The 21297-nt window shown below is 59.8% G+C and carries 18 protein-coding genes; 4 read left to right on the forward strand and 14 right to left on the reverse strand.

Translation table 11 applies throughout. The features are described from left to right. Positions 1–35: 35 nt before the first annotated feature. The 4 genes from guaA to ACCC96_RS21205 all read right to left on the reverse strand — a co-directional run bounded on the left by guaA (position 36) and on the right by ACCC96_RS21205 (position 4726). Complete coding sequence (guaA, locus tag ACCC96_RS21190; protein WP_413696817.1) at positions 36–1613, reverse strand: glutamine-hydrolyzing GMP synthase; 1578 nt, start codon at positions 1611–1613, stop codon at positions 36–38. A 99-nt stretch (positions 1614–1712) separates the two neighbouring features. Beyond that, a complete protein-coding gene (guaB, locus tag ACCC96_RS21195; protein WP_007940455.1) occupies positions 1713–3182 on the reverse strand; it encodes an IMP dehydrogenase in 1470 nt (489 codons plus the stop codon). A 141-nt stretch (positions 3183–3323) separates the two neighbouring features. Next, positions 3324–3872, reverse strand: a complete 549-nt coding sequence (locus ACCC96_RS21200) for a sugar ABC transporter ATPase (protein ID WP_258671074.1) — start codon at positions 3870–3872, stop codon at positions 3324–3326. A gap of 86 nt (positions 3873–3958) precedes the next feature. Further along, positions 3959–4726, reverse strand: coding sequence for a sulfite exporter TauE/SafE family protein (locus ACCC96_RS21205; protein ID WP_413696818.1), 768 nt, complete (start codon positions 4724–4726; stop codon positions 3959–3961). A 100-nt stretch (positions 4727–4826) separates the two neighbouring features. Between ACCC96_RS21205 and ACCC96_RS21210 the strand changes: the two genes are divergently transcribed. The 4 genes from ACCC96_RS21210 (at position 4827) to leuA (ending at position 10217) form a co-directional block, all read left to right on the forward strand. Then, complete coding sequence (locus ACCC96_RS21210; protein WP_413696819.1) at positions 4827–5723, forward strand: LysR family transcriptional regulator; 897 nt, start codon at positions 4827–4829, stop codon at positions 5721–5723. A 181-nt stretch (positions 5724–5904) separates the two neighbouring features. Next, positions 5905–7284, forward strand: coding sequence for an exodeoxyribonuclease VII large subunit (xseA, locus tag ACCC96_RS21215; RefSeq protein WP_018927054.1), 1380 nt, complete (start codon positions 5905–5907; stop codon positions 7282–7284). Between the two features lie 3 nt (positions 7285–7287). Next, the gene (locus tag ACCC96_RS21220; RefSeq protein ID WP_413696820.1) at positions 7288–8109 is read left to right on the forward strand and encodes a peptidoglycan DD-metalloendopeptidase family protein; all 822 of its coding nucleotides are present in this window, start codon (positions 7288–7290) and stop codon (positions 8107–8109) included. Between the two features lie 428 nt (positions 8110–8537). Further along, entirely contained in the window at positions 8538–10217 is a 1680-nt protein-coding gene (gene leuA / locus ACCC96_RS21225) for a 2-isopropylmalate synthase (protein WP_007940449.1), read from the forward strand. A 68-nt stretch (positions 10218–10285) separates the two neighbouring features. Here the strand turns inward: leuA and ACCC96_RS21230 are convergent, their stop codons facing one another. The 10 genes from ACCC96_RS21230 to rlmN form a co-directional block, all read right to left on the reverse strand. Continuing rightward, the gene (locus tag ACCC96_RS21230; protein ID WP_413696821.1) at positions 10286–11077 is read right to left on the reverse strand and encodes an amidohydrolase; all 792 of its coding nucleotides are present in this window, start codon (positions 11075–11077) and stop codon (positions 10286–10288) included. After that, complete coding sequence (locus tag ACCC96_RS21235; protein WP_413696822.1) at positions 11065–12213, reverse strand: pyridoxal phosphate-dependent aminotransferase; 1149 nt, start codon at positions 12211–12213, stop codon at positions 11065–11067. The genes ACCC96_RS21230 and ACCC96_RS21235 overlap by 13 nt, the downstream gene beginning before the upstream one ends. Before the next feature lie 248 nt (positions 12214–12461). Next, a complete protein-coding gene (gene der, locus ACCC96_RS21240) occupies positions 12462–13934 on the reverse strand; it encodes a ribosome biogenesis GTPase Der (RefSeq protein WP_018927059.1) in 1473 nt (490 codons plus the stop codon). A gap of 135 nt (positions 13935–14069) precedes the next feature. Further along, positions 14070–15221 carry an outer membrane protein assembly factor BamB gene (gene bamB / locus ACCC96_RS21245; protein WP_019581056.1) on the reverse strand — a complete coding sequence of 384 codons (1152 nt, stop codon included), beginning with the start codon at positions 15219–15221 and terminating at the stop codon, positions 14070–14072. Then, entirely contained in the window at positions 15214–15855 is a 642-nt protein-coding gene (locus ACCC96_RS21250; protein WP_019647771.1) for a tetratricopeptide repeat protein, read from the reverse strand. Before ACCC96_RS21250 ends, bamB begins: the two co-directional genes overlap by 8 nt. A 40-nt stretch (positions 15856–15895) precedes the next feature. Then, the gene (hisS, locus tag ACCC96_RS21255; protein ID WP_018927062.1) at positions 15896–17185 is read right to left on the reverse strand and encodes a histidine--tRNA ligase; all 1290 of its coding nucleotides are present in this window, start codon (positions 17183–17185) and stop codon (positions 15896–15898) included. Positions 17186–17222: 37 nt separating this feature from the next. Beyond that, a complete protein-coding gene (gene ispG / locus ACCC96_RS21260; RefSeq protein WP_003185136.1) occupies positions 17223–18332 on the reverse strand; it encodes a flavodoxin-dependent (E)-4-hydroxy-3-methylbut-2-enyl-diphosphate synthase in 1110 nt (369 codons plus the stop codon). Between the two features lie 3 nt (positions 18333–18335). After that, entirely contained in the window at positions 18336–19355 is a 1020-nt protein-coding gene (locus ACCC96_RS21265) for a RodZ domain-containing protein (protein WP_413696823.1), read from the reverse strand. Beyond that, positions 19355–20113, reverse strand: coding sequence for a type IV pilus biogenesis/stability protein PilW (gene pilW, locus ACCC96_RS21270; RefSeq protein WP_018927064.1), 759 nt, complete (start codon positions 20111–20113; stop codon positions 19355–19357). Before pilW ends, ACCC96_RS21265 begins: the two co-directional genes overlap by 1 nt. 12 nt (positions 20114–20125) lie before the next feature. Next, positions 20126–21274: a 23S rRNA (adenine(2503)-C(2))-methyltransferase RlmN gene (rlmN, locus tag ACCC96_RS21275; protein WP_007941385.1), complete on the reverse strand. Its 1149-nt coding sequence runs from the start codon at positions 21272–21274 to the stop codon at positions 20126–20128. Positions 21275–21297 lie beyond the last annotated feature (23 nt).

A 21297-nucleotide genomic window follows, 5' to 3' on the forward strand; every position in this document is an offset into this window, starting at 1 on the left:
CTTTCAGGGACTACCGACGATCAGTCAGACCGGGATCACTCCCACTCAATCGTCGCCGGCGGCTTGCTCGACACGTCATAAGTGACGCGGGAGATACCTTCGATTTCATTGATGATGCGGCCGCTGACGGTTTCCAGCAGTTCGTAAGGCAGGTGTGCCCAACGCGCGGTCATGAAGTCGATGGTTTCCACGGCACGCAGGGCAACGACCCAGGCGTAACGACGGCCATCGCCGACCACGCCAACCGATTTCACCGGCTGGAACACCACGAACGCCTGGCTGACCTTGTGGTACCAGTCGGCCTTGCGCAGTTCTTCGATGAAGATGTGGTCGGCGCGACGCAGCAGGTCGGCGTATTCCTTCTTCACTTCACCGAGGATCCGCACGCCCAGGCCCGGGCCCGGGAACGGGTGACGGTAGACCATGTCGTACGGCAGGCCCAGCTCCAGGCCCAGACGACGGACTTCGTCCTTGAACAGCTCGCGCAGCGGTTCAACCAGCTTGAGGTTCATTTCTTCCGGCAGGCCGCCCACGTTGTGGTGCGACTTGATCACGTGCGCCTTGCCGCTTTTCGCGCCAGCCGACTCGATCACGTCCGGGTAGATGGTGCCCTGGGCCAGGTACTTGATGTTGTCCAGCTTGCAGGATTCGGCATCGAACACGTCGATGAAGGTACGGCCGATGATCTTGCGCTTCTTCTCCGGGTCCGACTCGCCCGCCAGGTTACCGAGGAACTGCTCTTCGGCGTTGGCGCGGATCACTTTAACGCCCATGTTCTCGGCGAACATGGCCATCACTTGCTCGCCTTCGTGCAGACGCAGCAGGCCGTTGTCGACGAAGACGCAGGTCAGTTGGTCGCCAATGGCTTTGTGCAGCAGCGCGGCAACCACCGAGGAGTCCACGCCGCCGGACAGGCCGAGCAGTACGTTGTCGGTGCCGACCTGAGCGCGGACCTGGGCGATGGCGTCTTCAGCGATTTTCGACGGTGTCCACAGCGCTTCACACTCGCAGATATCGAGAATGAAGCGCGACAGGATGCGACCGCCTTGCTTGGTGTGGGTCACTTCCGGGTGGAACTGCACGCCGTAATAACGACGCTCATCGCTGAACATACCGGCGATCGGGCAGCTTGGGGTGCTGGCCAGGATGTGGAAGTCTTCCGGCATCTTGGTGACCTTGTCACCGTGGCTCATCCACACGTCGAGGCCGAACAGGCCATCGGCGTCGATGTGGTCTTCGATGCCGTCGAGCAGGCGGCTCTTGCCGACCACATCGACACGGGCGTAACCGAACTCACGCAGGTCGGAACCTTCAACCTTGCCGCCCAGTTGCTCGGCCATGGTCTGCATGCCGTAGCAGATACCGAAGACTGGCACGCCCAGGTCAAACACCGCTTGCGGGCAGCGTGGGCTGTTGGCTTCGTGCACGGACTCGGGGCCGCCGGCGAGAATCACGCCTTTTGGAGCGAATTCGCGAATGGCTTCCTCGTCCATGTCGAACGGATGCAGTTCGCAGTAAACACCGATTTCACGCACGCGGCGGGCGATCAGTTGGGTGTACTGGGAACCGAAATCGAGGATCAGGATGCGGTGAGCGTGAATGTCGAGGGCCATGATTCAGTCTCGTCTAAGTAATTCAGAAACAGTCGTGATTCAGAAACAACTCGGGGCTGAATAGAACAGCCCCGGTTGCTTAACGATTTGCTTGAAGCCTCAACCTACGCGGTAGTTTGGCGCTTCTTTGGTGATCTGTACGTCGTGAACGTGGGACTCGGCCATGCCAGCGCCGGTGATCCGCACGAACTCAGGCTTGGTGCGCATTTCTTCGATGTCGGCGCTGCCGGTGTAACCCATCGAGGAACGCAGGCCGCCCATCAGTTGATGGATGATGGCGCTCAGGGTGCCCTTGTAAGGAACACGCCCTTCGATACCTTCCGGAACCAGCTTCTCGGCACCCGCGGAGGAGTCCTGGAAGTAACGGTCGGAGGAACCTTGAGCCTGGGACATGGCGCCCAGCGAACCCATGCCGCGATAAGCCTTGTACGAACGGCCCTGGAACAGTTCGATCTCGCCCGGCGCTTCTTCGGTACCGGCGAACATCGAGCCCATCATCACGCAGGAGGCACCGGCTACGATGGCCTTGGACAGGTCACCGGAGAAACGGATGCCGCCGTCGGCGATCAACGGAACGCCTGTGCCTTCAAGGGCGGCGGCGACGTTGGCGATGGCACTGATTTGCGGGACGCCGACACCGGCGACGATACGGGTGGTGCAGATCGAGCCTGGGCCGATACCGACCTTGACTGCGTCAGCGCCGGCTTCGGCCAGGGCCTTGGCGGCAGCGCCGGTGGCGATGTTGCCGCCGATGACCTGCACTTCAGGGAAGTTCTGCTTGACCCAGCGAACGCGGTCGATCACGCCTTTGGAGTGGCCGTGGGCAGTGTCGACCACCACCACGTCCACGCCGGCGTTGACCAGGGCGGCTACGCGGTCACCGGTGTCTTTACCGGTACCGACTGCAGCGCCAACGCGCAGACGACCTTGATCGTCCTTGCTGGCCAGCGGGTAAGCCTTGGCTTTTTCGATGTCGTTGACGGTCATCATGCCTTTGAGGGCGAATTTGTCGTCGACGATCAGCACGCGCTCGATGCGGTGCTTGTGCAGCAATTCACGCACATCGTTCTTGTTGGCGCCTTCCTTGACCGTGACCAGACGCTCTTTGGGCGTCATCACTTCACGGACACTGATGTCCAGACGGTTTTCGAAGCGCACGTCACGGGAAGTGACGATGCCGACCAGGTCGCCATCGTGCAGTACCGGAACGCCGGAGATGTTGTGCAGGCGGGTCAGTTCGAACAGATCACGAACCGTGGCATCAGCCTCGATGGTGATCGGGTCCTTGACGACGCCGGCTTCGAACTTCTTGACCTTGCGCACTTCGGCAGCTTGCTGCTCGATGGTCATGTTCTTGTGGATGATGCCGATGCCACCTTCCTGAGCCATGGCGATTGCCAGACGGGCTTCAGTAACGGTGTCCATAGCGGCGGAAACCAGTGGAATATTCAGCTCGATGCCACGGGTAAGGCGGGTCTTGAGACTGACTTCGTTAGGAAGCACCTCGGAATAACCGGGCACTAGGAGAATGTCGTCGAATGTCAGAGCTTCTTGGCTGATACGCAGCATCGCGGGGGCTCCCGAGCGGGAAAATGGAAGCGCGCCATTATAGTCAGACACCCCCTCGGGTTCAATGTAAAACTCTGTCTATTATTGGCATTACTGACATACGGAGAAACATTGTCCCCCGTAGGGGACCGACGCCGGCATTTAGAGTTCGACTTTGACCCAACTCACGGGCTGATCCAGCCAATCGGCAAACTCATCGATAAAGTCCTGCTTGAACCCGGCCTCGAGCCAATTGTTGAAGATGAACCCCAGGTTGGAAAAGCCGCATTCCTGCAAAAACAGAAAGCCGTTGATGTCGTCTTCATGCCCGCATTCAGGGCAGGTGAAGTTATCGGTGCGCCCCGGCATCCAGTCTTCCAGGCTTTCGAACAGCGCTTCGCCGATCTCCTTGCGGCACTCGGCGCAGCCGGCTTCTTCGAGGAAGCCCTTGGCCGGCGTATAGATGCAACGCTTGGTGATGATCTCCAGGCCATTGATCGACTCGCCAAACGGCAGCGCTTCAGGGTGCAGGACCACGGAGCGGGCGCCGTCGGCGATGGCGTGGGCCATGTGATTGCCGGTGCGGCCACAGGTGGTCAGCTCTTCTTTAATGATGTTCTTGCGCACCAGCCACCGCACGACCGCCCGGGCCCGGGGTTCGTGTACCGGCAGTGTGGAGATTTTCGGGACAATGATGCTTTGCGAATTCATGGTGCAAGCCTACTGCGTCAAATGGATGTTGCTGCGGTGCGCCGATTGTCAGGGCGGCCGGCAGCTTAATCCCTGACGAAATCCGGTCAAGTACTCAAATAACGCCCGATCAAGGCAATCCCGCTGGCCAGCACCAGCCAGGTCACCAGCCGCACGAAGGCCTCGCGGGACAATTTCATGGTCAATCGTCGGCCGATCCACAGCCCCAGTGCCATCGCCGGCAACAAACACAGCGCCAACACCAACAAGGGTAGCTCGGCATACACACCGGCGACGGCAAACAGGCTCAAACGCACCACGGTGCTGCAACTGATCAACGCACTCTGGGTGGCCCGGGCCCCGTCCTTGGGCAACCGACTGTTCAAATAGATCGCATACAAAAAACCACCACTGCCAAACAGCGCCCCGAACATCCCGCCCACCGTGCCCATCGGCACCGCCCAACCGGCGGATAATTGCCTCGGACGGGTTTTAATCCACAGGCTGTAAATCGCATAGGCGCTGATAAACAGCCCCATCAACAGCAGCAATACATCGGATTTCAGGTTCAGCAGAAAAATCACCCCCAACGTGCAACCCACCGCCATGCACGGCAGCAGTCGCAGCAATTCGGACCGCTCTACATCTCGGCGCGAGGGCAGCAGATTGCCGAACGCGGCGACGAAATCCAGCAGCACCAGCAGCGGCACGATTTTCGACAGTGGCATGAACAGAATCAGAATCGGCCCCGCCACCAGCGCGGTGCCAAAACCGGCAATGCCGAACACGATGTAGGCCAGGGCAACACCCAATCCGATCACCAACCAATCCACCACACCCCACGGCCATTGGCTCAACAACTCCAGCACATTCATCGACACGGCTTCCTTTTATTCCTGTGATGACTTTAGCCAGCGCCGGACGTTGCGACTAATATCTTCAAAATCGTTCACCCATCTCAAAAAGGCATACCTGGTGCTTTCAATCCGCCAATTGCGTTACTTCGTGGAAATCGCCGAGAGCGGCAGCTTCAGCGCAGCGGCCGAACGACTGTTTATTGCTCAGTCAGCCTTGAGCCGGCAGATCAAGGACATGGAAACCCGCCTGCAAACGCCGCTGTTCGAACGAACCGCCCGCCAGCCCCGCCTGACGGCAGCGGGTGAAGCCTTTTTGCCTCGGGCCAGAAACCTGCTGAACGAACTGACCAAGGCCAGCGAGATGGCTACTCAAGTGGGCAGCGGTCAACTGGGCGTTTTGCGCCTGAGCCATTCCAGCACCGTGCCGATGAGCGGTCGACTGCTGCGCGGTATCAGTGTTTATCTGGATCAGCATGCCGGTGTGTCGATGGACATCGTCAAGCTGTCCTCCGAGGCACAACTGGAAGAATTGGCCGAAGGTCGCCTTGATGTGGGGCTGTTGCGTCTGCCGGTGCTGCGTCAGCGTGAAGGGGTGCAGATTGTTCCGCTGTACAGCGAGCGTCTGTTGCTGGCGGTGCCGCCGAATCATCGGCTGGCTGTGGATAAGTCCACGCACGGCATCGATCTGGCACAGTTGAAGGATGAAGCGTTTATTTCCATCCCTCATCCACAGCGTGGCGGCCTGAGCTATCTATCTGCCGAGTTGTGCATGCGCCAAGGGTTCTTTCCCAAGGCGGCGCGGGTGGTGTCGCGCAAAACCACGCAACTGCAATTGATCCAGGCCGGGTTCGGCATCGCGCTGTTACCGGAATCGATGCAGGACATCGCGCCACCGGACATCCATTTTCTCCCCTTGGCCGATCCGGATTGCCACAGCACCGTCGCCCTCGCCTGCCGGCAGAGTCCCACGACGCTGGTTCAGCAATTCATCGAACACTTCACTCGATCGACGTAGGAGCTGCCGAAGGCTGCGATCTTTTGATCTTGATTTGCGGCGGAACTGGAATTGCTGAAGATCAAAAGATCGCAGGCTGCGCCAGCTCCTACGGGACTTGCGTGCATCCGCTCGATCACCGATGTACTCGGTCAACAGGGGATCGTGCATTGCGCAGGAGATTGCCTTTATCATGCGCCCCATGATTAAAGATCCCTTTGCAAGACTCGGCCTGGACCGGGAAGTCCTGACTGTCAGCCAGCTCAACGGCCGCGCGCGGGTGTTGCTCGAAGACGTGTTCAGCAACATCTGGGTCGAAGGCGAAATCTCCAACCTCGCCCGCCCGGCGTCCGGCCATGTGTATTTCACCCTCAAGGACAGCGGCGCCCAGGTGCGTTGCGCACTGTTCCGGCAGAACGCGGCACGGGTTCGCCAGGCGCTGAAGGATGGCCTGGCGGTCAAGGTTCGCGGCAAGGTTTCGCTGTTTGAAGGCCGTGGTGACTACCAACTGATTCTCGACACCGTGGAGCCGGCCGGTGATGGCGCCCTGCGTCTGGCCTTCGATGCTTTGAAGGAAAAACTCAGCGCCGAAGGCCTGTTCAGTGCCGAGCGCAAAGTGCCATTGCCGGCGCACCCGCAACGCATCGGCATCATCAGTTCACCCACCGGTGCGGTGATCCGCGACATCATCAGTGTGTTCCGCCGCCGTGCGCCGCAGGTGCAACTGACGCTGATCCCCACCGCCGTGCAAGGCCGCGAAGCCACCGCGCAGATTGTCCGAGCACTGAAACTGGCGGATGCCCGAGGTTTCGACGCATTGATCCTGGCCCGTGGCGGCGGCTCGCTGGAAGACCTCTGGTGTTTCAACGAAGAAGCCGTAGCCCGCGCCGTGGATGCTTGCGTGACGCCGATTGTCAGTGCCGTCGGCCACGAAACCGACGTGTCGATCAGTGACTTTGTCGCCGACGTCCGCGCCCCGACGCCATCCGCCGCCGCCGAACTGCTCGCGCCGGATTCCAGCGACCTGGTGCGTCGGGTCGAAAGCCTGCACCGACGACTGGTGATGCGCATGCGTGACCGCTTGATGCGCGATCGGCTGCGCCTGGAAGGCATCTCTCGCCGCTTGCGCCATCCTGGCGAACGCCTGCGTCAGCAAGCGCAACGCCTGGATGATCTGGACATGCGTCTGCGCCGCGCCTTCGAACGTAGCCTCAACACCCGTCGCGAACGCTTGATCCGTCTGGAAACCCGCCTCGCCGGGCAACATCCGGGGCGGCAATTGGCGATGCTGCGCCAACGCCTCGACAGCCTCGCCGAGCGCCTGCCCCGGGCCATGCGCGAAGGGCTTAAATCCCGTCGTCTGCAACTGCAAAGTCAGATGCAGACGCTGCATGTGGTCAGCCCGTTGGCGACCCTCGCTCGTGGCTACAGCATTCTGCTGGACGAGCGCGGCAACGCGATCCGCAGCGCCGCGCAAACCCACACCGGCCAGCGCCTGAAAGCCAAACTCGGCGACGGCGAACTGCAAGTGCGGGTCGAAGACAATCACCTGACGCCTGTCACCCTTTCTTTACTGGATTGATCCATGCCGCGTTTTTTCGCTCCGCTGCTGTTGCTGTGCCTGACCTTCAACGCCCACGCCGACAGTTACATCACCCGTCTGTTGAACAAACCGGTGCCGGGCGGCGTGGCCGTGGTGGATCTGGGCGGCTCCGCCCAGGCACCGAAAGCCAGTTATCAAGGCAAACCCGTATTGGTGGTCAAGGAGCAGAACAACTGGCTGGCCATCGTCGGCGTGCCGCTGACGGTCAAACCGGGCAGCCAGTCGCTGAGCAGCGGTGGTCGCAACCTGAGCTTCACCGTCGGCAACAAGAAATACCCGGAACAGCACATCACCCTGAAGAATACGCAACAGGTCAATCCGAACCCGGCGAATCTCAAGCGTATCGAAGGCGAATTGGCCGAGCAGATTCAGGCTTACCGCAGCTTCAGCCCGAATACTCCGAGCAACCTGTTGCTGGACAAACCGGTCAATGGGCCGTTGTCGAGCAAGTTCGGGGTGCGCCGCTTCTTCAATGGCGAAGAACGCAATCCCCACGCGGGCCTCGACTTTGCAGTGCCTGCCGGCACGCCGATTAAAACCCCGGCCGCCGGTAAGGTGATCCTGATCGGGAATTACTTCTTCAACGGAAACACGGTGTTCGTCGACCACGGCCAGGGCTTTATCAGCATGTTCTGCCACATGTCGAAGATCGACGTGAAAGTCGGCCAGCAACTGGCGCGTGGTGACGTGGTCGGGAAAGTCGGCTCAACTGGCCGCGCGACCGGGCCGCATATGCACTGGAACGTCAGCCTGAACGATGCGCGGGTGGACCCGGCGATTTTCATTGGTGCGTTTCAGCCATAAGCAGTGGTTGAGGCTGATGGCCTCTTCGCGGGCGAGCCCGCGAAGACGGCCTGAGCATCACCGAAACTCGCAAATAAACCGAACACTCCCAACCCACTCAACCCTCTTCTATCGATTGCGCATGGCTGAGACACTGCGCAAGCAACAAAACGATCCAGCTTCCTACGAGCAATAAAATCTCGCAAAATCCTGCTTTTCGAGGATTCCTCTCAAAGTTTTTCGACTGCTTGCCATCCTTTCCCCCCGCGGTTAGGGTTGAAGGCATGAAAACCTCTCACACCCTCATTCAGCTCCGCCAGCACCGCAGCCTGTGCCTCGTCAGTGCACGACTGCCAGGCTGAATCGCGGTGCCTCGTCTGATGCTTTACCAGAACATTTGATCCACCGGCAGGCCGCCTTTTTTCGGCCCACACAATAAGGATTTTCCAATGAGCATGCTCAAAGACCCGTCTTCGAAATACCGCGCGTTCCCGACCATCAACCTGCCGGACCGCACCTGGCCATCGAAGACCATCGACGTCGCGCCGATCTGGTGCAGCTCGGACCTTCGTGACGGCAACCAGTCGCTGATCGAGCCTATGGACGCGGTCAAGAAGCTGCGTTTCTGGAAGACCCTGGTATCCGTTGGCGTGAAAGAAATCGAAGCCTCCTTCCCGGCCGCTTCGCAAACCGACTTCGACTTCGTGCGTACCCTGATCGAAGACGGCCACATCCCGGACGACACCACCATTCAGGTGCTGACCCAGGGCCGTGAAGACTTGATCGCGCGCACCTTTGAATCCCTGCGCGGTGCCAAGAAGGCCATCGTTCACCTGTACAACGCGACCTCCCCTTCCTTCCGCCGCATTGTCTTCAACCAGGACAAGGACGGGATCAAGGCCATCGCCGTGAACGCCGCCAAGCTGTTCGTCAAATATGCCGCACAGCAGCCGGACACCGAGTGGACCTTCGAATACTCGCCAGAAACCTTCAGCGCCACCGAACTGGAATTCGCCAAGGAAGTCTGCGACGCGGTGATCGAGGTGTGGAACCCGACGCCTGAGCACAAGGTGATCCTCAACCTGCCCGCCACCGTCGAATGCGCCACCCCGAACATCTATGCCGACCAGATCGAATGGTTCGGCCGTCACATCAACCGTCGTGACAGCGTGATCATCAGCCTGCACACCCACAACGACCGTGGCACCGGCGTGGCCGCCACCGAGCTGGGCCTGATGGCCGGCGCCGACCGTGTCGAAGGCTGCCTGTTTGGCAACGGCGAGCGTACCGGTAACGTCGATCTCGTCACCGTGGCATTGAACCTCTATACCCAGGGCGTCGATCCTGAGCTGGACTTCTCCGACATCGATGGCGTGCGTAAAGTCGTTGAAGAGTGCAACCAGATTGCGGTGCACCCACGTCACCCGTACGTCGGCGACCTGGTTCACACCGCGTTCTCCGGCTCGCACCAGGATGCAATCCGCAAGGGCTTCGCCCAGCAGCAACCGGACGCCTTGTGGGAAGTGCCGTACCTGCCGATCGACCCGGCCGACATTGGCCGTAGCTACGAGGCGGTGATTCGCGTCAACAGCCAGTCAGGCAAGGGCGGTATCGCTTACCTGCTGGAACAGGAATACGGCATCAGCTTGCCGCGTCGCATGCAGATCGAGTTCAGCCAGGTCGTGCAGCGTGAAACCGATCGCCTGGGCCTGGAGATGACCGCCCAGCAGATCCACGCGCTGCTGCACAGCGAGTACTTGCAGGCCAACACCCCGTACGCGCTGGTCAGCCATCGCTTGCAGGAAGAAAACGGTCACAGCGCCGTGGAAGTCGAAGTGTCCAGCAAAGGTCAGGGCGAAACCAACCTGCACTGGCGCGGCAAGGGCAACGGTGCCCTGGAAGCACTGGTGGCCGGCCTGCCGATCCCGGTGGAAATCATGGACTACAACGAACACGCCATCGGCGCGGGCACCAATGCCAAGGCCGCGGCCTACATTGAATTGCGGGTGAATGGTGAGCGTGCGGTACATGGCGTCGGCATCGACGAAAACATCACCACCGCCAGCTTCAAGGCCCTGTTCAGCGCACTGAACCGCTCCCTGAGCCAGCCGGAAGCGAAAGCGGCGTAAGCTTCGCTGAAAATGCAAAAGGCCCCGGGGTGAAAACCTCGGGGCCTTTTTTTGTGCTCAACGATCGGTCAGGTGAACTCGAAGGTATCCGCATCCAGATTCGCCGGGAACCGTGTGCGATAAGCCGCCAGTTCCGCCGCGTCCAGCACGACCTTGAACACGCCATCGGCATCGCCTGCGCTGAGCAACGTCTCACCCTGAAAATCCAGGACCTGACTGTCACCGGTATACGCAAAGCCTTTGCCATCGGTACCGATACGGTTCACCGCCGCCACATAGCAGAGGTTTTCGATCGCCCGTGCCGGCAGCAATCGGTTCCAGTGCTGACGCCGTGCGCCCGGCCAGTTGGCGGTGTACAGCAGCAAGTCAGTGTCTTGCGGGTCGCGACTCCAGACCGGGAAGCGCAGGTCGTAGCAAATCAGCGGCCGCACTCGCCAGCCCTTCAATTCGAACTGCACCTGACGCTCGCCCGGGGTGTAGTGGTTGTTCTCGCCCGCCATGCGGAACAGATGACGTTTGTCGTAGTGCCACACCTCCCCGTCCGGCCGTGCCCACAACAGACGGTTGCGATGGCTGCCGTCAGCCGCCTGGACGATGATGCTGCCGGTCACCACCGCGCCCAGCTTCGCTGCCTGAGCCCGCATCCATTTACTGGTGGGGCCATTTTCCGGCTCGGCGAGGGTTTCCGATTCCATGGAGAAACCGGTGGTGAACATCTCCGGCAGGATGATCAGGTCCGCGCCGCGAGCCTGTTCCAGCAACGGCTCGAAATGCTCCAGATTGGCCTGACGATCGTGCCAGGCCAGGGTGGTCTGGATCAGCGCAAGATTCAGATTGGGCAGAGTACTCAAATCACGCATAGTTTTGCCGCTGCTTCACGCAGGGTCTCCTCGCGCTTGGCAAAGCACAGACGCACGAGGCGCTGGCCTTCAGGTGGAGTCTGGTAGAACACCGAGATCGGAATGCTCGCGACGCCATGCTCGCGGGTCATCCACAGCGCCATCTCGACGTCATTGAGGTCCGGGCGAATCTGCGAGTAATCGACCAACTGGAAATAAGTACCGGCCACGCGGGTAAAACTGAAGCGCGACGGCGTCAGCAGATCGCAGAACAGATCGCGCTTGGCCTGATAGAAGCCCGGCAGCTCTTCGACGTGTTCCGGGTGCTCGGCCATGTAATCGGCCAACGCGTACTGCAACGGCGTCACGCCGCAGAAACTGACGTACTGGTGCACCTTGCGCAGCTCCGCGCTAAGGGCCGGCGGCGCCACGACATAGCCGGTTTTCCAACCGGTGACGTGATACGTCTTGCCGAACGAACTGACCACGAAAGCGCGCTGATACAGCTCTTCATGGGCCAATACGCTGGCGTGAGGCACGCCGTCGAACACCAAGTGTTCGTAGACTTCGTCGCTGATCACATAGATGTCGCGGTCGCGGATCAACGCCGCCAACTGATCCAGCTCGGCACGGCTGATCAGCGCACCGCTTGGGTTGTGCGGGGTATTGAGGATGATCATCCGCGTGCGCGGGCTCAGGGCTTCGGCGAGCTTCTGGAAGTCGATGGCGAAGTCCTTCAGGCCGAGTTGCACATGCACACAGCGACCACCGGCCAGCTCGACCGAGGGCTCGTAGCTGTCGTAGCACGGATCGAACACGATCACTTCATCGCCGCTGTGGATCACCGCCTGAATCGCACAGAAGATCGCCTGGGTGGCGCCGGGGGTGACCGTCACTTCGCTGTCGGCATCAACATGCGCGCCGTAGCTGCGAGCGATCTTCGCCGCGATCTGCTGACGCAACGCCGGCAAACCGGTCATCGGCGAATACTGGTTGTGGCCACTGGCGATATGCCGACCGACCGCATCGCGCAGGGCCTGCGGGCCGTCGAAATCGGGAAAACCCTGGGACAGGTTGATCGCCCCGGTTTGCGCCGCGAGCTGAGACATCTGCGTGAAGATAGTGATGCCGACATTCGGCAGCTTACTGGTGATCATCGGTGATTCCCTGGGCTACACCCGGCTCTAACGGCGGCACGGGAGAGCCCGAGGATAGCCCAAACGACGCCCATAAAAAAAGGTGCTCTGGTGAGCACCCTTCTTATCACCGCCCCCTGTAGGAGCTGCCGCAGGCTGCGATCTTTTCAGCCATCACACAAGCCAGGATCAAAAGATCGCAGGCTTCGCCAGCTCCTACAAAAGCGGTTGATCATTCCCACGCGAGGATGTGGAAATGATCACCTGGATCAGCGCTTGTCGCGGCGCTTCTTGTCGGCCTTTTTGTGGTGCGACATCAAACGACGCTTCTTGTTGACCTGACGGTCGGTGAGCGAGTTCTTGTTGCCTTCGTACGGGTTCTCGCCGCCCTTGAACTCGATGCGGATCGGCGTACCGACCAGCTTGAGCACACGACGGTAAGTGTTTTCCAGGTAACGGACGTAAGACTTCGGCACCTTCTCGATCTGGTTACCGTGGATCACAATGATCGGCGGGTTCGCACCACCCAAGTGGGCATAACGCAGCTTGATCCGGCGGTTGTTGACCATCGGTGGCGCGTGCTCGCCGACAGCATCTTCCAGAATCTGGGTCAGGCGGTTGGTCGGCCAGCGGGTGACCGCAGACTTGAACGAGTTCTGTACCGACGCGTAGAGATTGCCTACGCCAGTGCCGTGCAGGGCCGAGATGAAGTGGATGTCGGCGAAGTCGACGAAGAACAGTCGACGTTGCAGCTCAACCTTCACGAAGTCGCGCTCGCTCGGCGTCATGCCGTCCCACTTGTTGATCGCGATCACCAACGCACGACCTGCTTCAAGGGCAAAACCCAGCAGGTTGAGGTCGTGGTCCACCACGCCTTCGCGGGCGTCCATCACGAAGATCACCACGTTGGCGTCTTTGATCGCCTGCAGGGTTTTGACCACGGAGAACTTTTCCACTTCTTCGTGGATCTTGCCGCGCTTGCGCACACCAGCGGTATCGATCAGCGTGTACTTCTCGTCGTTACGCTCAAACGGGATGTAGATACTGTCGCGGGTAGTACCAGGCTGGTCATACACGATCACCCGGTCTTCACCGAGCATGCGGTTGACCAGGGTCGACTTGCCGACGTTCGGACGGCCGATGATGGCGATCTTGATACCGTCTTTTTCGCTTGGGCCAGGAATGCGCTTGGCTTCCTCACCTTCGGCAACGATCTCTTCCTCTTCGCCTTCTTGCGGTTCTTCTTCGTCTTTCGGGAAGTCGCTCAGGGCGATTTCCAGCATCTGGGTGATGCCACGACCATGGGCACCGGCGATCGGGATCGCGTGGCCCATGCCCAACGGGGCGAATTCGGCGCGGGCCATTTCAGGGTCGATGTTGTCGACCTTGTTGGCGACCACGTAGGAACGCTTGTTACGCTTGCGCAAGTGCTCGGCGATCATCTGGTCGGCGGCGGTAAAACCGGCCTTGGCATCTACCAGGAACAGAACGACATCCGCTTCTTCAATGGCCAGCAGCGACTGCTCGGCCATTTTTTCGTCCATACCGTGCTCGTCACCGGAGATACCGCCAGTGTCGACCAGAATGTAGGAACGCCCTTGCCACTTGGCCTCACCGTATTGGCGATCACGGGTCAGACCGGACAAGTCGCCGACGATGGCGTCGCGAGTCCTGGTCAGGCGGTTGAACAAGGTGGACTTGCCGACGTTCGGTCGGCCCACCAGGGCGATTACGGGAACCATGCGGCTCTCCACTTCGTTATTTCAGAAAATACAAAAGCCGCTGCGAGGCAGCGGCTGGTGCTCGGGGCAGCGCTTGAAAGCGCTGCGAGCCTTGCAGAACAAGGCCGCTTGGGGGTTAAACCCCAAGCATAGTCTTTACTTGATGGTCAGGGCTTCCAGTTTGCCGCTGTTGCCATACACATAAATCGTGTCACCCACCACCAGCGGACGGGCACGCAGGCCGTCGCTGTCGATGCGCTCGCGGCCGACGAAACGACCGTCCACCTGACTCAGCAGGTGCAGGTAACCTTCCAGGTCACCGACTGCAACGTAGCTGGAGAACACTTCCGGAGCCGACAGTTGACGGCGGGCCAGCGAATCGTTGCTCCACAACGCAGTGGTGGAACGTTCGTCGACACCTTCAACAGTGCCCGAAGACAGGCTCACGTAGACGCTGCCAAAACCCTGGGCGACGCCGGCATAGCTGGAAGCATCACGCTGCCAGAGCTGACGACCGCTTTCCAGGTCCAGCGCCGCGACGCGACCCTGGTAGCTGGCGACATACAGTGTACCGCCGGACAGCAGCAAGCCACCGTCGATATCGACCACACGCTCCAGCTCCGAACGACCCTGTGGAATCGCTACACGCTGTTCCCAAACCGGCACGCCGTTGGACACATCAAGAGCAACCACTTTACCGGTCGACAGGCCAGCCACCGCGAGGCGGTTGGTGACGATCGGTGCGCTGGTGCCGCGCAGGGTCAGGACCGCTGGCGTGCTGTCATACAACCAGCGCTGGTTGCCGGTAGAGGCATCCAGACCGATCAGACGGTCATCCTGGGTCTGAACCACAACAACGTCACCGTTGGTGGCCGGTGGTGCGAGAACTTCGCTGGTCACGCGAGCGCGCCATTTCTCTTCACCGCTGCTGGCATCCAGGGCAACGATTTCCCCCTTGAGCGTGCCGATCATGACCAGACCGTAACCCACGCCAACGGCGCCGGAGACAGGCAGTTCGAGATCTTTCTTCCACTTGACGTCGCCATTGCTGCGATCCATCGCCATCACCACACCGGTGACGTCGGCGGCATAGATGGTATCGCCATCGATCGCCGGAACCAGCATGTTGTAGGTTTCGCCCTGACCGTTACCGATCGAACGACTCCACTGCTTGTGCAGAACCACTTCTTCTTTGAAGTCGGTCAGCTCGGCCGGTGGCAACTCTTTTTTGCTGTTGCTGCTGCAACCCGCGGCCAGAATGGCCAGAGCCAGCAATGCTGCATGTTTCCAACGGATCACGTCACGCATCCCCTTTGGCCAGGTCGTCCAGCTTGATTTGTAGGCCACCTACCGCCGCTTCATCCGACAGTGCCGCCTTGGCTTTTTGATACGCAGCGTTCGCTTCGTCGGTACGACCCAGTTGCACCAGCAAGTCGCCCTTGAGTTCTTCGCGAGTGGCCAGGAAGGCCTTGTCGGCATCGCCTTCGAGCAGTTTCAGGGCTTCATCGACCTTGTTCTGCGCGGCCAGCACCTGCGCCAGGCGCTGACGGGCGATTTCACCCAGTGCCGGGTTGGCCGGTTTGTCGACAATGGCTTTCAGCTCGCTGGCTGCGTCGTCCAGCTTGCCGCTGTCGACCGCAACTTTCGCCACGAACAGGCTGCCGTATTGCGCGTAAGCAGTGCCGCCGAACTCGCTGTTGAGCTTGCCGGCCAGTTCCGAAACACGTGCAGCATCAGGCTTGCCGTCAGGCGTCAGCGTGGTTTCCAGCAATTGCTGGTAGAGAATCGAGGCGCCTTGCGACTGATTGCTCTGATACTTGTGAAAGGCCTGCCAGCCGAACACGATGACCAGCGCCAACAGACCGCCGGTAACCAGGGGCTTGCCGTTGCGTGTCCACCACTCCTTCAACTCCGCCACATGTTCGTCTTCGGTACTCGACACCCCAATACTCCTTAATCGCTAAATCGGCTGTTTGACAGCTTCAACCCTGCACGACGCAGGTGGCCAGGTGTGCAGCAAGCGCATCCCAGGCAATGCTTTGTTGTTCGCCCTGGCCACGCAGGGGTTTGAAACCTACCACTTGCTGGGCCATTTCGTCGTCACCGAGGATCAATGCGTACAGCGCACCGCTCTTGTCGGCTTTCTTGAACTGGCTTTTGAAGCTGCCGCCCCCGGCATTGATTTGCAGGCGCAGGTTGGGCAGTTGATCACGAACACGCTCGCTCAGGGTCAGACCGGCCAGCTCGGCGGCTTCACCGAAGGCGCAGAGGTAGACGTCGACCTGACGGGAGATCTCTTCGGGGATCTGCTCCAGGGTTTCAAGCAGCAGCACCAGACGCTCGATGCCCATGGCGAAACCGACGCCCGGGGTCGGCTTGCCGCCCATCTGCTCCACCAGACCGTCGTAACGACCACCGGCACATACCGTGCCCTGGGCGCCCAATTGGTCGGTGACCCATTCGAATACGGTCTTGCTGTAGTAATCCAGCCCGCGAACCAGCTTCGGGTTGATCACATAAGGAATGCCGGCGGCGTCCAGGCGAGCCTTGAGGCCCTCGAAGTGCACGCGGGATTCTTCGTCGAGGTAGTCGGCCATTTTCGGCGCGTCGGCCAGCACCGCTTGAGTGTCGGCGTTCTTGGTATCCAGGACCCGCAGCGGGTTGGTCTTCAGACGGCGCTGGCTGTCTTCGTCCAGTTGATCCAGGCGAGCGGTCAGGTACTCGACCAGTGCTTCGCGATAACGACCACGGGATTCGGCAGTGCCCAGGCTGTTGAGTTCGAGCTTGACCGCATCGCGGATACCCAGCTCGCCCCACAGGCGCCAGGTCAGCACGATCAACTCGGCGTCGATGTCCGGACCGTCGAGGTTGAAGACTTCACAACCAATCTGGTGGAACTGGCGATAACGGCCTTTCTGCGGACGTTCGTGGCGGAACATCGGGCCGATGTACCAGAGCTTCTGCACCTGGCCGCCGCCGGTAATACCGTGTTCGAGCACCGCACGCACGCAGGCCGCTGTGCCTTCAGGGCGCAGGGTCAGGGAATCGCCGTTGCGGTCTTCGAAGGTGTACATCTCTTTTTCGACGATGTCGGTCACTTCACCGATGGAGCGCTTGAACAGCTCGGTGAACTCGACGATCGGCATGCGGATCTGCTTGTAACCGTAGTTATCCAGCAAACGCGAAACGGTGCCCTCGAAATGACGCCACAGGGGAGTCTGTTCGGGCAGGATGTCGTTCATGCCACGAATGGCTTGCAGAGACTTGCTCACTTTAAATCCTTAAATTCGTTCGGCTCTTTAGTCAGGCTCAGCCGCGAGCGATTACAGCCGCGTCGGCTTCGACCTTTTCGGCCGCTTTCTGGCGGATCAAGCGTTCAAGCTCATCCACCAGATTGTCATTCGTCAGTTTCTGCGACGGCTTGCCGTCGATGTAAATCAGGTTTGGCGTGCCGCCGGTCAAGCCGATATGGGCTTCCTTGGCTTCGCCCGGCCCGTTGACCACGCAACCGATTACCGCGACATCCAGCGGCACCAGCAAGTCTTCGAGGCGCCCTTCCAGCTCGTTCATGGTTTTGACCACATCGAAGTTCTGCCGCGAGCAACTCGGGCAGGCGATGAAGTTGATGCCACGGGAACGCAGGTGCAGGGATTTGAGAATGTCGTAGCCGACTTTCACTTCCTCGACCGGGTCGGCCGCCAACGAGATGCGAATAGTATCGCCAATCCCTTCGGCGAGCAGCATACCGAGGCCCACGGCGGATTTCACTGTGCCTGAACGCAAACCACCGGCTTCGGTGATGCCCAGGTGCAAAGGCTGGACGATTTCCTTGGCCAGCAAACGGTAGGCTTCAACAGCCATGAACACGTCGGAGGCTTTTACGCTGACCTTGAAATCCTGGAAATTCAGGCGTTCGAGGTGTTCGACGTGACGCAGGGCGGACTCGACCAGCGCGGCCGGAGTCGGCTCGCCATATTTCTTTTGCAGGTCTTTTTCCAGGGAACCGGCGTTCACGCCGATACGGATTGGAATCCCGCGATCACGGGCGGCATCGACCACCGCACGTACGCGGTCTTCACGACCGATGTTGCCCGGGTTGATGCGCAGGCAATCGACACCCAGTTCGGCTACGCGCAGAGCGATCCTGTAGTCGAAGTGGATGTCAGCCACCAACGGCACCTTGACCAGTTGCTTGATCTTGCCGAAGGCTTCGGCGGCGTCCATGTCCGGCACCGAAACCCGAACGATATCGACGCCAGCGGCTTCCAGACGATTGATCTGGGCCACGGTGGCGGCCACGTCATTGGTATCGCTGTTGGTCATGCTCTGCACAGCGATGGGCGCATCGCCGCCAACAGGCACGTTACCGACCCAGATTTTCCGGGATTCGCGACGCTTGATTGGAGATTCGCCGTGCATGACTTATTGACCTAACTTCAGGCGAGCAGTCTCGCCACTGGTGAACGGAGCGACATCAACCACCTGCCCGTTGTAGCTGACCTGCGCGCCACGGGCGAAGCCCAGACGCACGGCAAAGGGCGGCTTGCCGCTGACGGAAACACTTTCGCCTTTACGCTTGAGACCACTCAACAGCACTTTACCCGTGCCGTCGGTCACTTGAGTCCAGCAATCGGCGGTGAATTGCAGTTGAACCTGGCCCTGGCCCGCAACCGGAGCTGCTGGAGCAGCAGCTGCAACGGCCGGCGCAATCGGAGCCGTCGCAACCGCTGCGGGTACTGCGGCAGCAACTGGCGCCGCCGGTGTCGCGACAACTGGAGCAGTAGTGTGGGCCGGAGCCGCAGGTGTTGCTACCGGGGCTGCTGGAGTGGGTGTTGGCGCCGGCGCACTTGCTTCGGCGTTGGCAGGCTCCTCAGCCTGCGGCAACGCCAGAGGCGTTTCACCTTCAGACTCACCTTGCGCAACCGCCTGGTCTTCCGGCTCGTCCAGCGGATGAATCTGGGTGGTGCCATCGGCGCCTTCGACTTCAACGTGTTCCGGAGCCAGGCTGACCAGGTCCTTGGTGCGCAATGAAGTTTGATCCTGCCACCAGACAAAACCACCACCAATCACCGCGATCAGCAACAGCAGGCTGACAATTCGCAAAATGGTGTGGGAAACCCGAACCGGCTCTTCGATACGCCCCAGGCTGTGGACGTTGCTGCCCTGGGAGTCGGTGCCGGTGGATTGGTCGAACTGCTGAACCAGAACAGCCTGGTCCATGCCCAGCAATTTGGCGTACGCGCGAATATAGCCACGAGCAAAGGTGTGGCCAGGCAGCTTGTCAAAAGCGCCGGCTTCCAGATTACTCAGGGAATTGACGGTGAGGTTGAGCTTGAGGGCCACTTCGGCCAGCGACCAGCCATTGCTTTCGCGGGCCTGGCGCAAAGTCTCACCGGGGTTAACGCGATTCGCTGCTACAACTTCGGGATGCGCCGCTTTCATCATTGCTCCGACAGGTATTGCTGATATTCCGGCGTACCGGGATAGAGTCGTTTTAATTGCAGGCCATAACTGGCGGCCTTGTCGCGATCTTCAAACACTTTTGCCAGTCGAACGCCGAGCAATAGACTACGTGCATTTTGCTCGGTGAGCAGGCTAAAACGATCGTAATAGTCACGCGCGGGCACATAATGCCTGTCTTCGAATGACAACTCAGCCATTTCCAGCAAGGCACGTGGCTGTTGGCGGTTCAAACGCAGGGCTTTTTCCAGTTGCTGGCGAGCCAGGTCGCGCTGACCCAGCTTTGAAGCGGTCATGCCGAGGTTCTCGAAAACCCGCGAACGCTCAGGATACAGAGTATCGGCGGCCGCCTGCTCAAAGCGCTCGTACGCCTCTTTGTAACGTTTTTCTTCGAACAGAAAACTGCCGTAGTTATTCAGGATTCGCGCATCGGCGGGACGGGAGGACAGCGCCTTGCGAAAATGCTGATCGGCCAGTTCCGGCTCCATCTCGGCCTGGAACACCAGCCCCAACGCCGCGTTGGCGTCAGCATCCGAGTCATCCAGTTCCAACGCCTTCTTCAGCGGGACCTTGGCACGCTCGGTCATGCCCTGCTGCAAGTACCCCAGGCCCAGTTGCACGTAGGCGGCACGCGCCTCATCACGGCCCTTGCTGGTCTTCATCGGGTTGAAATCGCCCGACAGGACACAACCAGCACAAAGGCTGGCCAACAGCACAAGCAGCGCGAAGCGCAGGGACATAGAGATCCTCTCTTAATTATTGTTCGCAGCGTTTTGCGGCATATCGTTGTCGGCGCTCAACTCACGCACGGCGATATAACGTTCGCTGCGACGGGTGCGATCCAGCACCTGCCCTACCAATTGGCCACACGCGGCATCAATGTCTTCACCGCGGGTGGTACGCACGGTGACGTTGAAGCCAGCATGGTGAAGCTGATCCTGGAAACGACGAATCGCATTGTTGCTCGGACGCTCGTAACCGGAGTGCGGGAACGGGTTGAACGGAATCAGGTTGATCTTGCACGGAACGTTCTTGAGCAACTCGATCATTTCGACCGCGTGTTCGACCTTGTCGTTGATGTCCTTGAGCAAGGTGTACTCGATGGTCAGTACGCGCTTTTCGCCCAGGGACGACATGTAGCGCTGACACGATTCCAGCAGCATCTTAAGCGGATACTTCTTGTTGATCGGCACCAATTGGTTACGCAATGCGTCATTCGGTGCGTGCAGGGACAACGCCAGGGAAACATCGATGTGCTTGGACAGCTCATCGATCATCGGCACCACACCCGAAGTCGACAGGGTTACACGGCGCTTGGAAATGCCATAGCCCAGGTCATCCATCATCAGATGCATGGCGGCCACAACGTTGTCGAAGTTCAGCAGCGGCTCACCCATGCCCATCATCACCACGTTGGTGATGGCACGGTCGACGGTTGCCGGGACGCTGCCAAAGGATTTGTTGGCAATCCACACCTGGCCGATGACTTCGGCGGCGGTGAGGTTGCTATTGAAACCTTGCTTGCCGGTGGAGCAGAAACTGCAATCCAGGGCACAGCCTGCCTGGGACGAAACGCACAAGGTGCCGCGTTTGCCCTGGGGAATGTAAACGGTCTCGACGCAGCTGCCGGACGCAACGCGCACCACCCACTTACGGGTGCCGTCGCTGGAGATGTCCTCGCTGACCACTTCCGGACCACGAATTTCAGCAACAGCCTTGAGCTTTTCGCGCAAGGCCTTGCTGACGTTCGTCATGGCGTCGAAATCATCGACACCAAAGTGGTGAATCCATTTCATTACCTGACCGGCACGGAAACGCTTCTCCCCGATCGAGTCGAAGAATTTTTCCATTTCCTGTTGAGTCAGACCCAGCAGGTTGGTTTTTACAGTCGATGTAGTCATGGATTCACCTTCACTCTTAAGCC

Source organism: Pseudomonas sp. Pseusp11 (assembly GCF_047304405.1).
In the GTDB taxonomy this organism is placed as follows: Bacteria; Pseudomonadota; Gammaproteobacteria; order Pseudomonadales; family Pseudomonadaceae; genus Aquipseudomonas.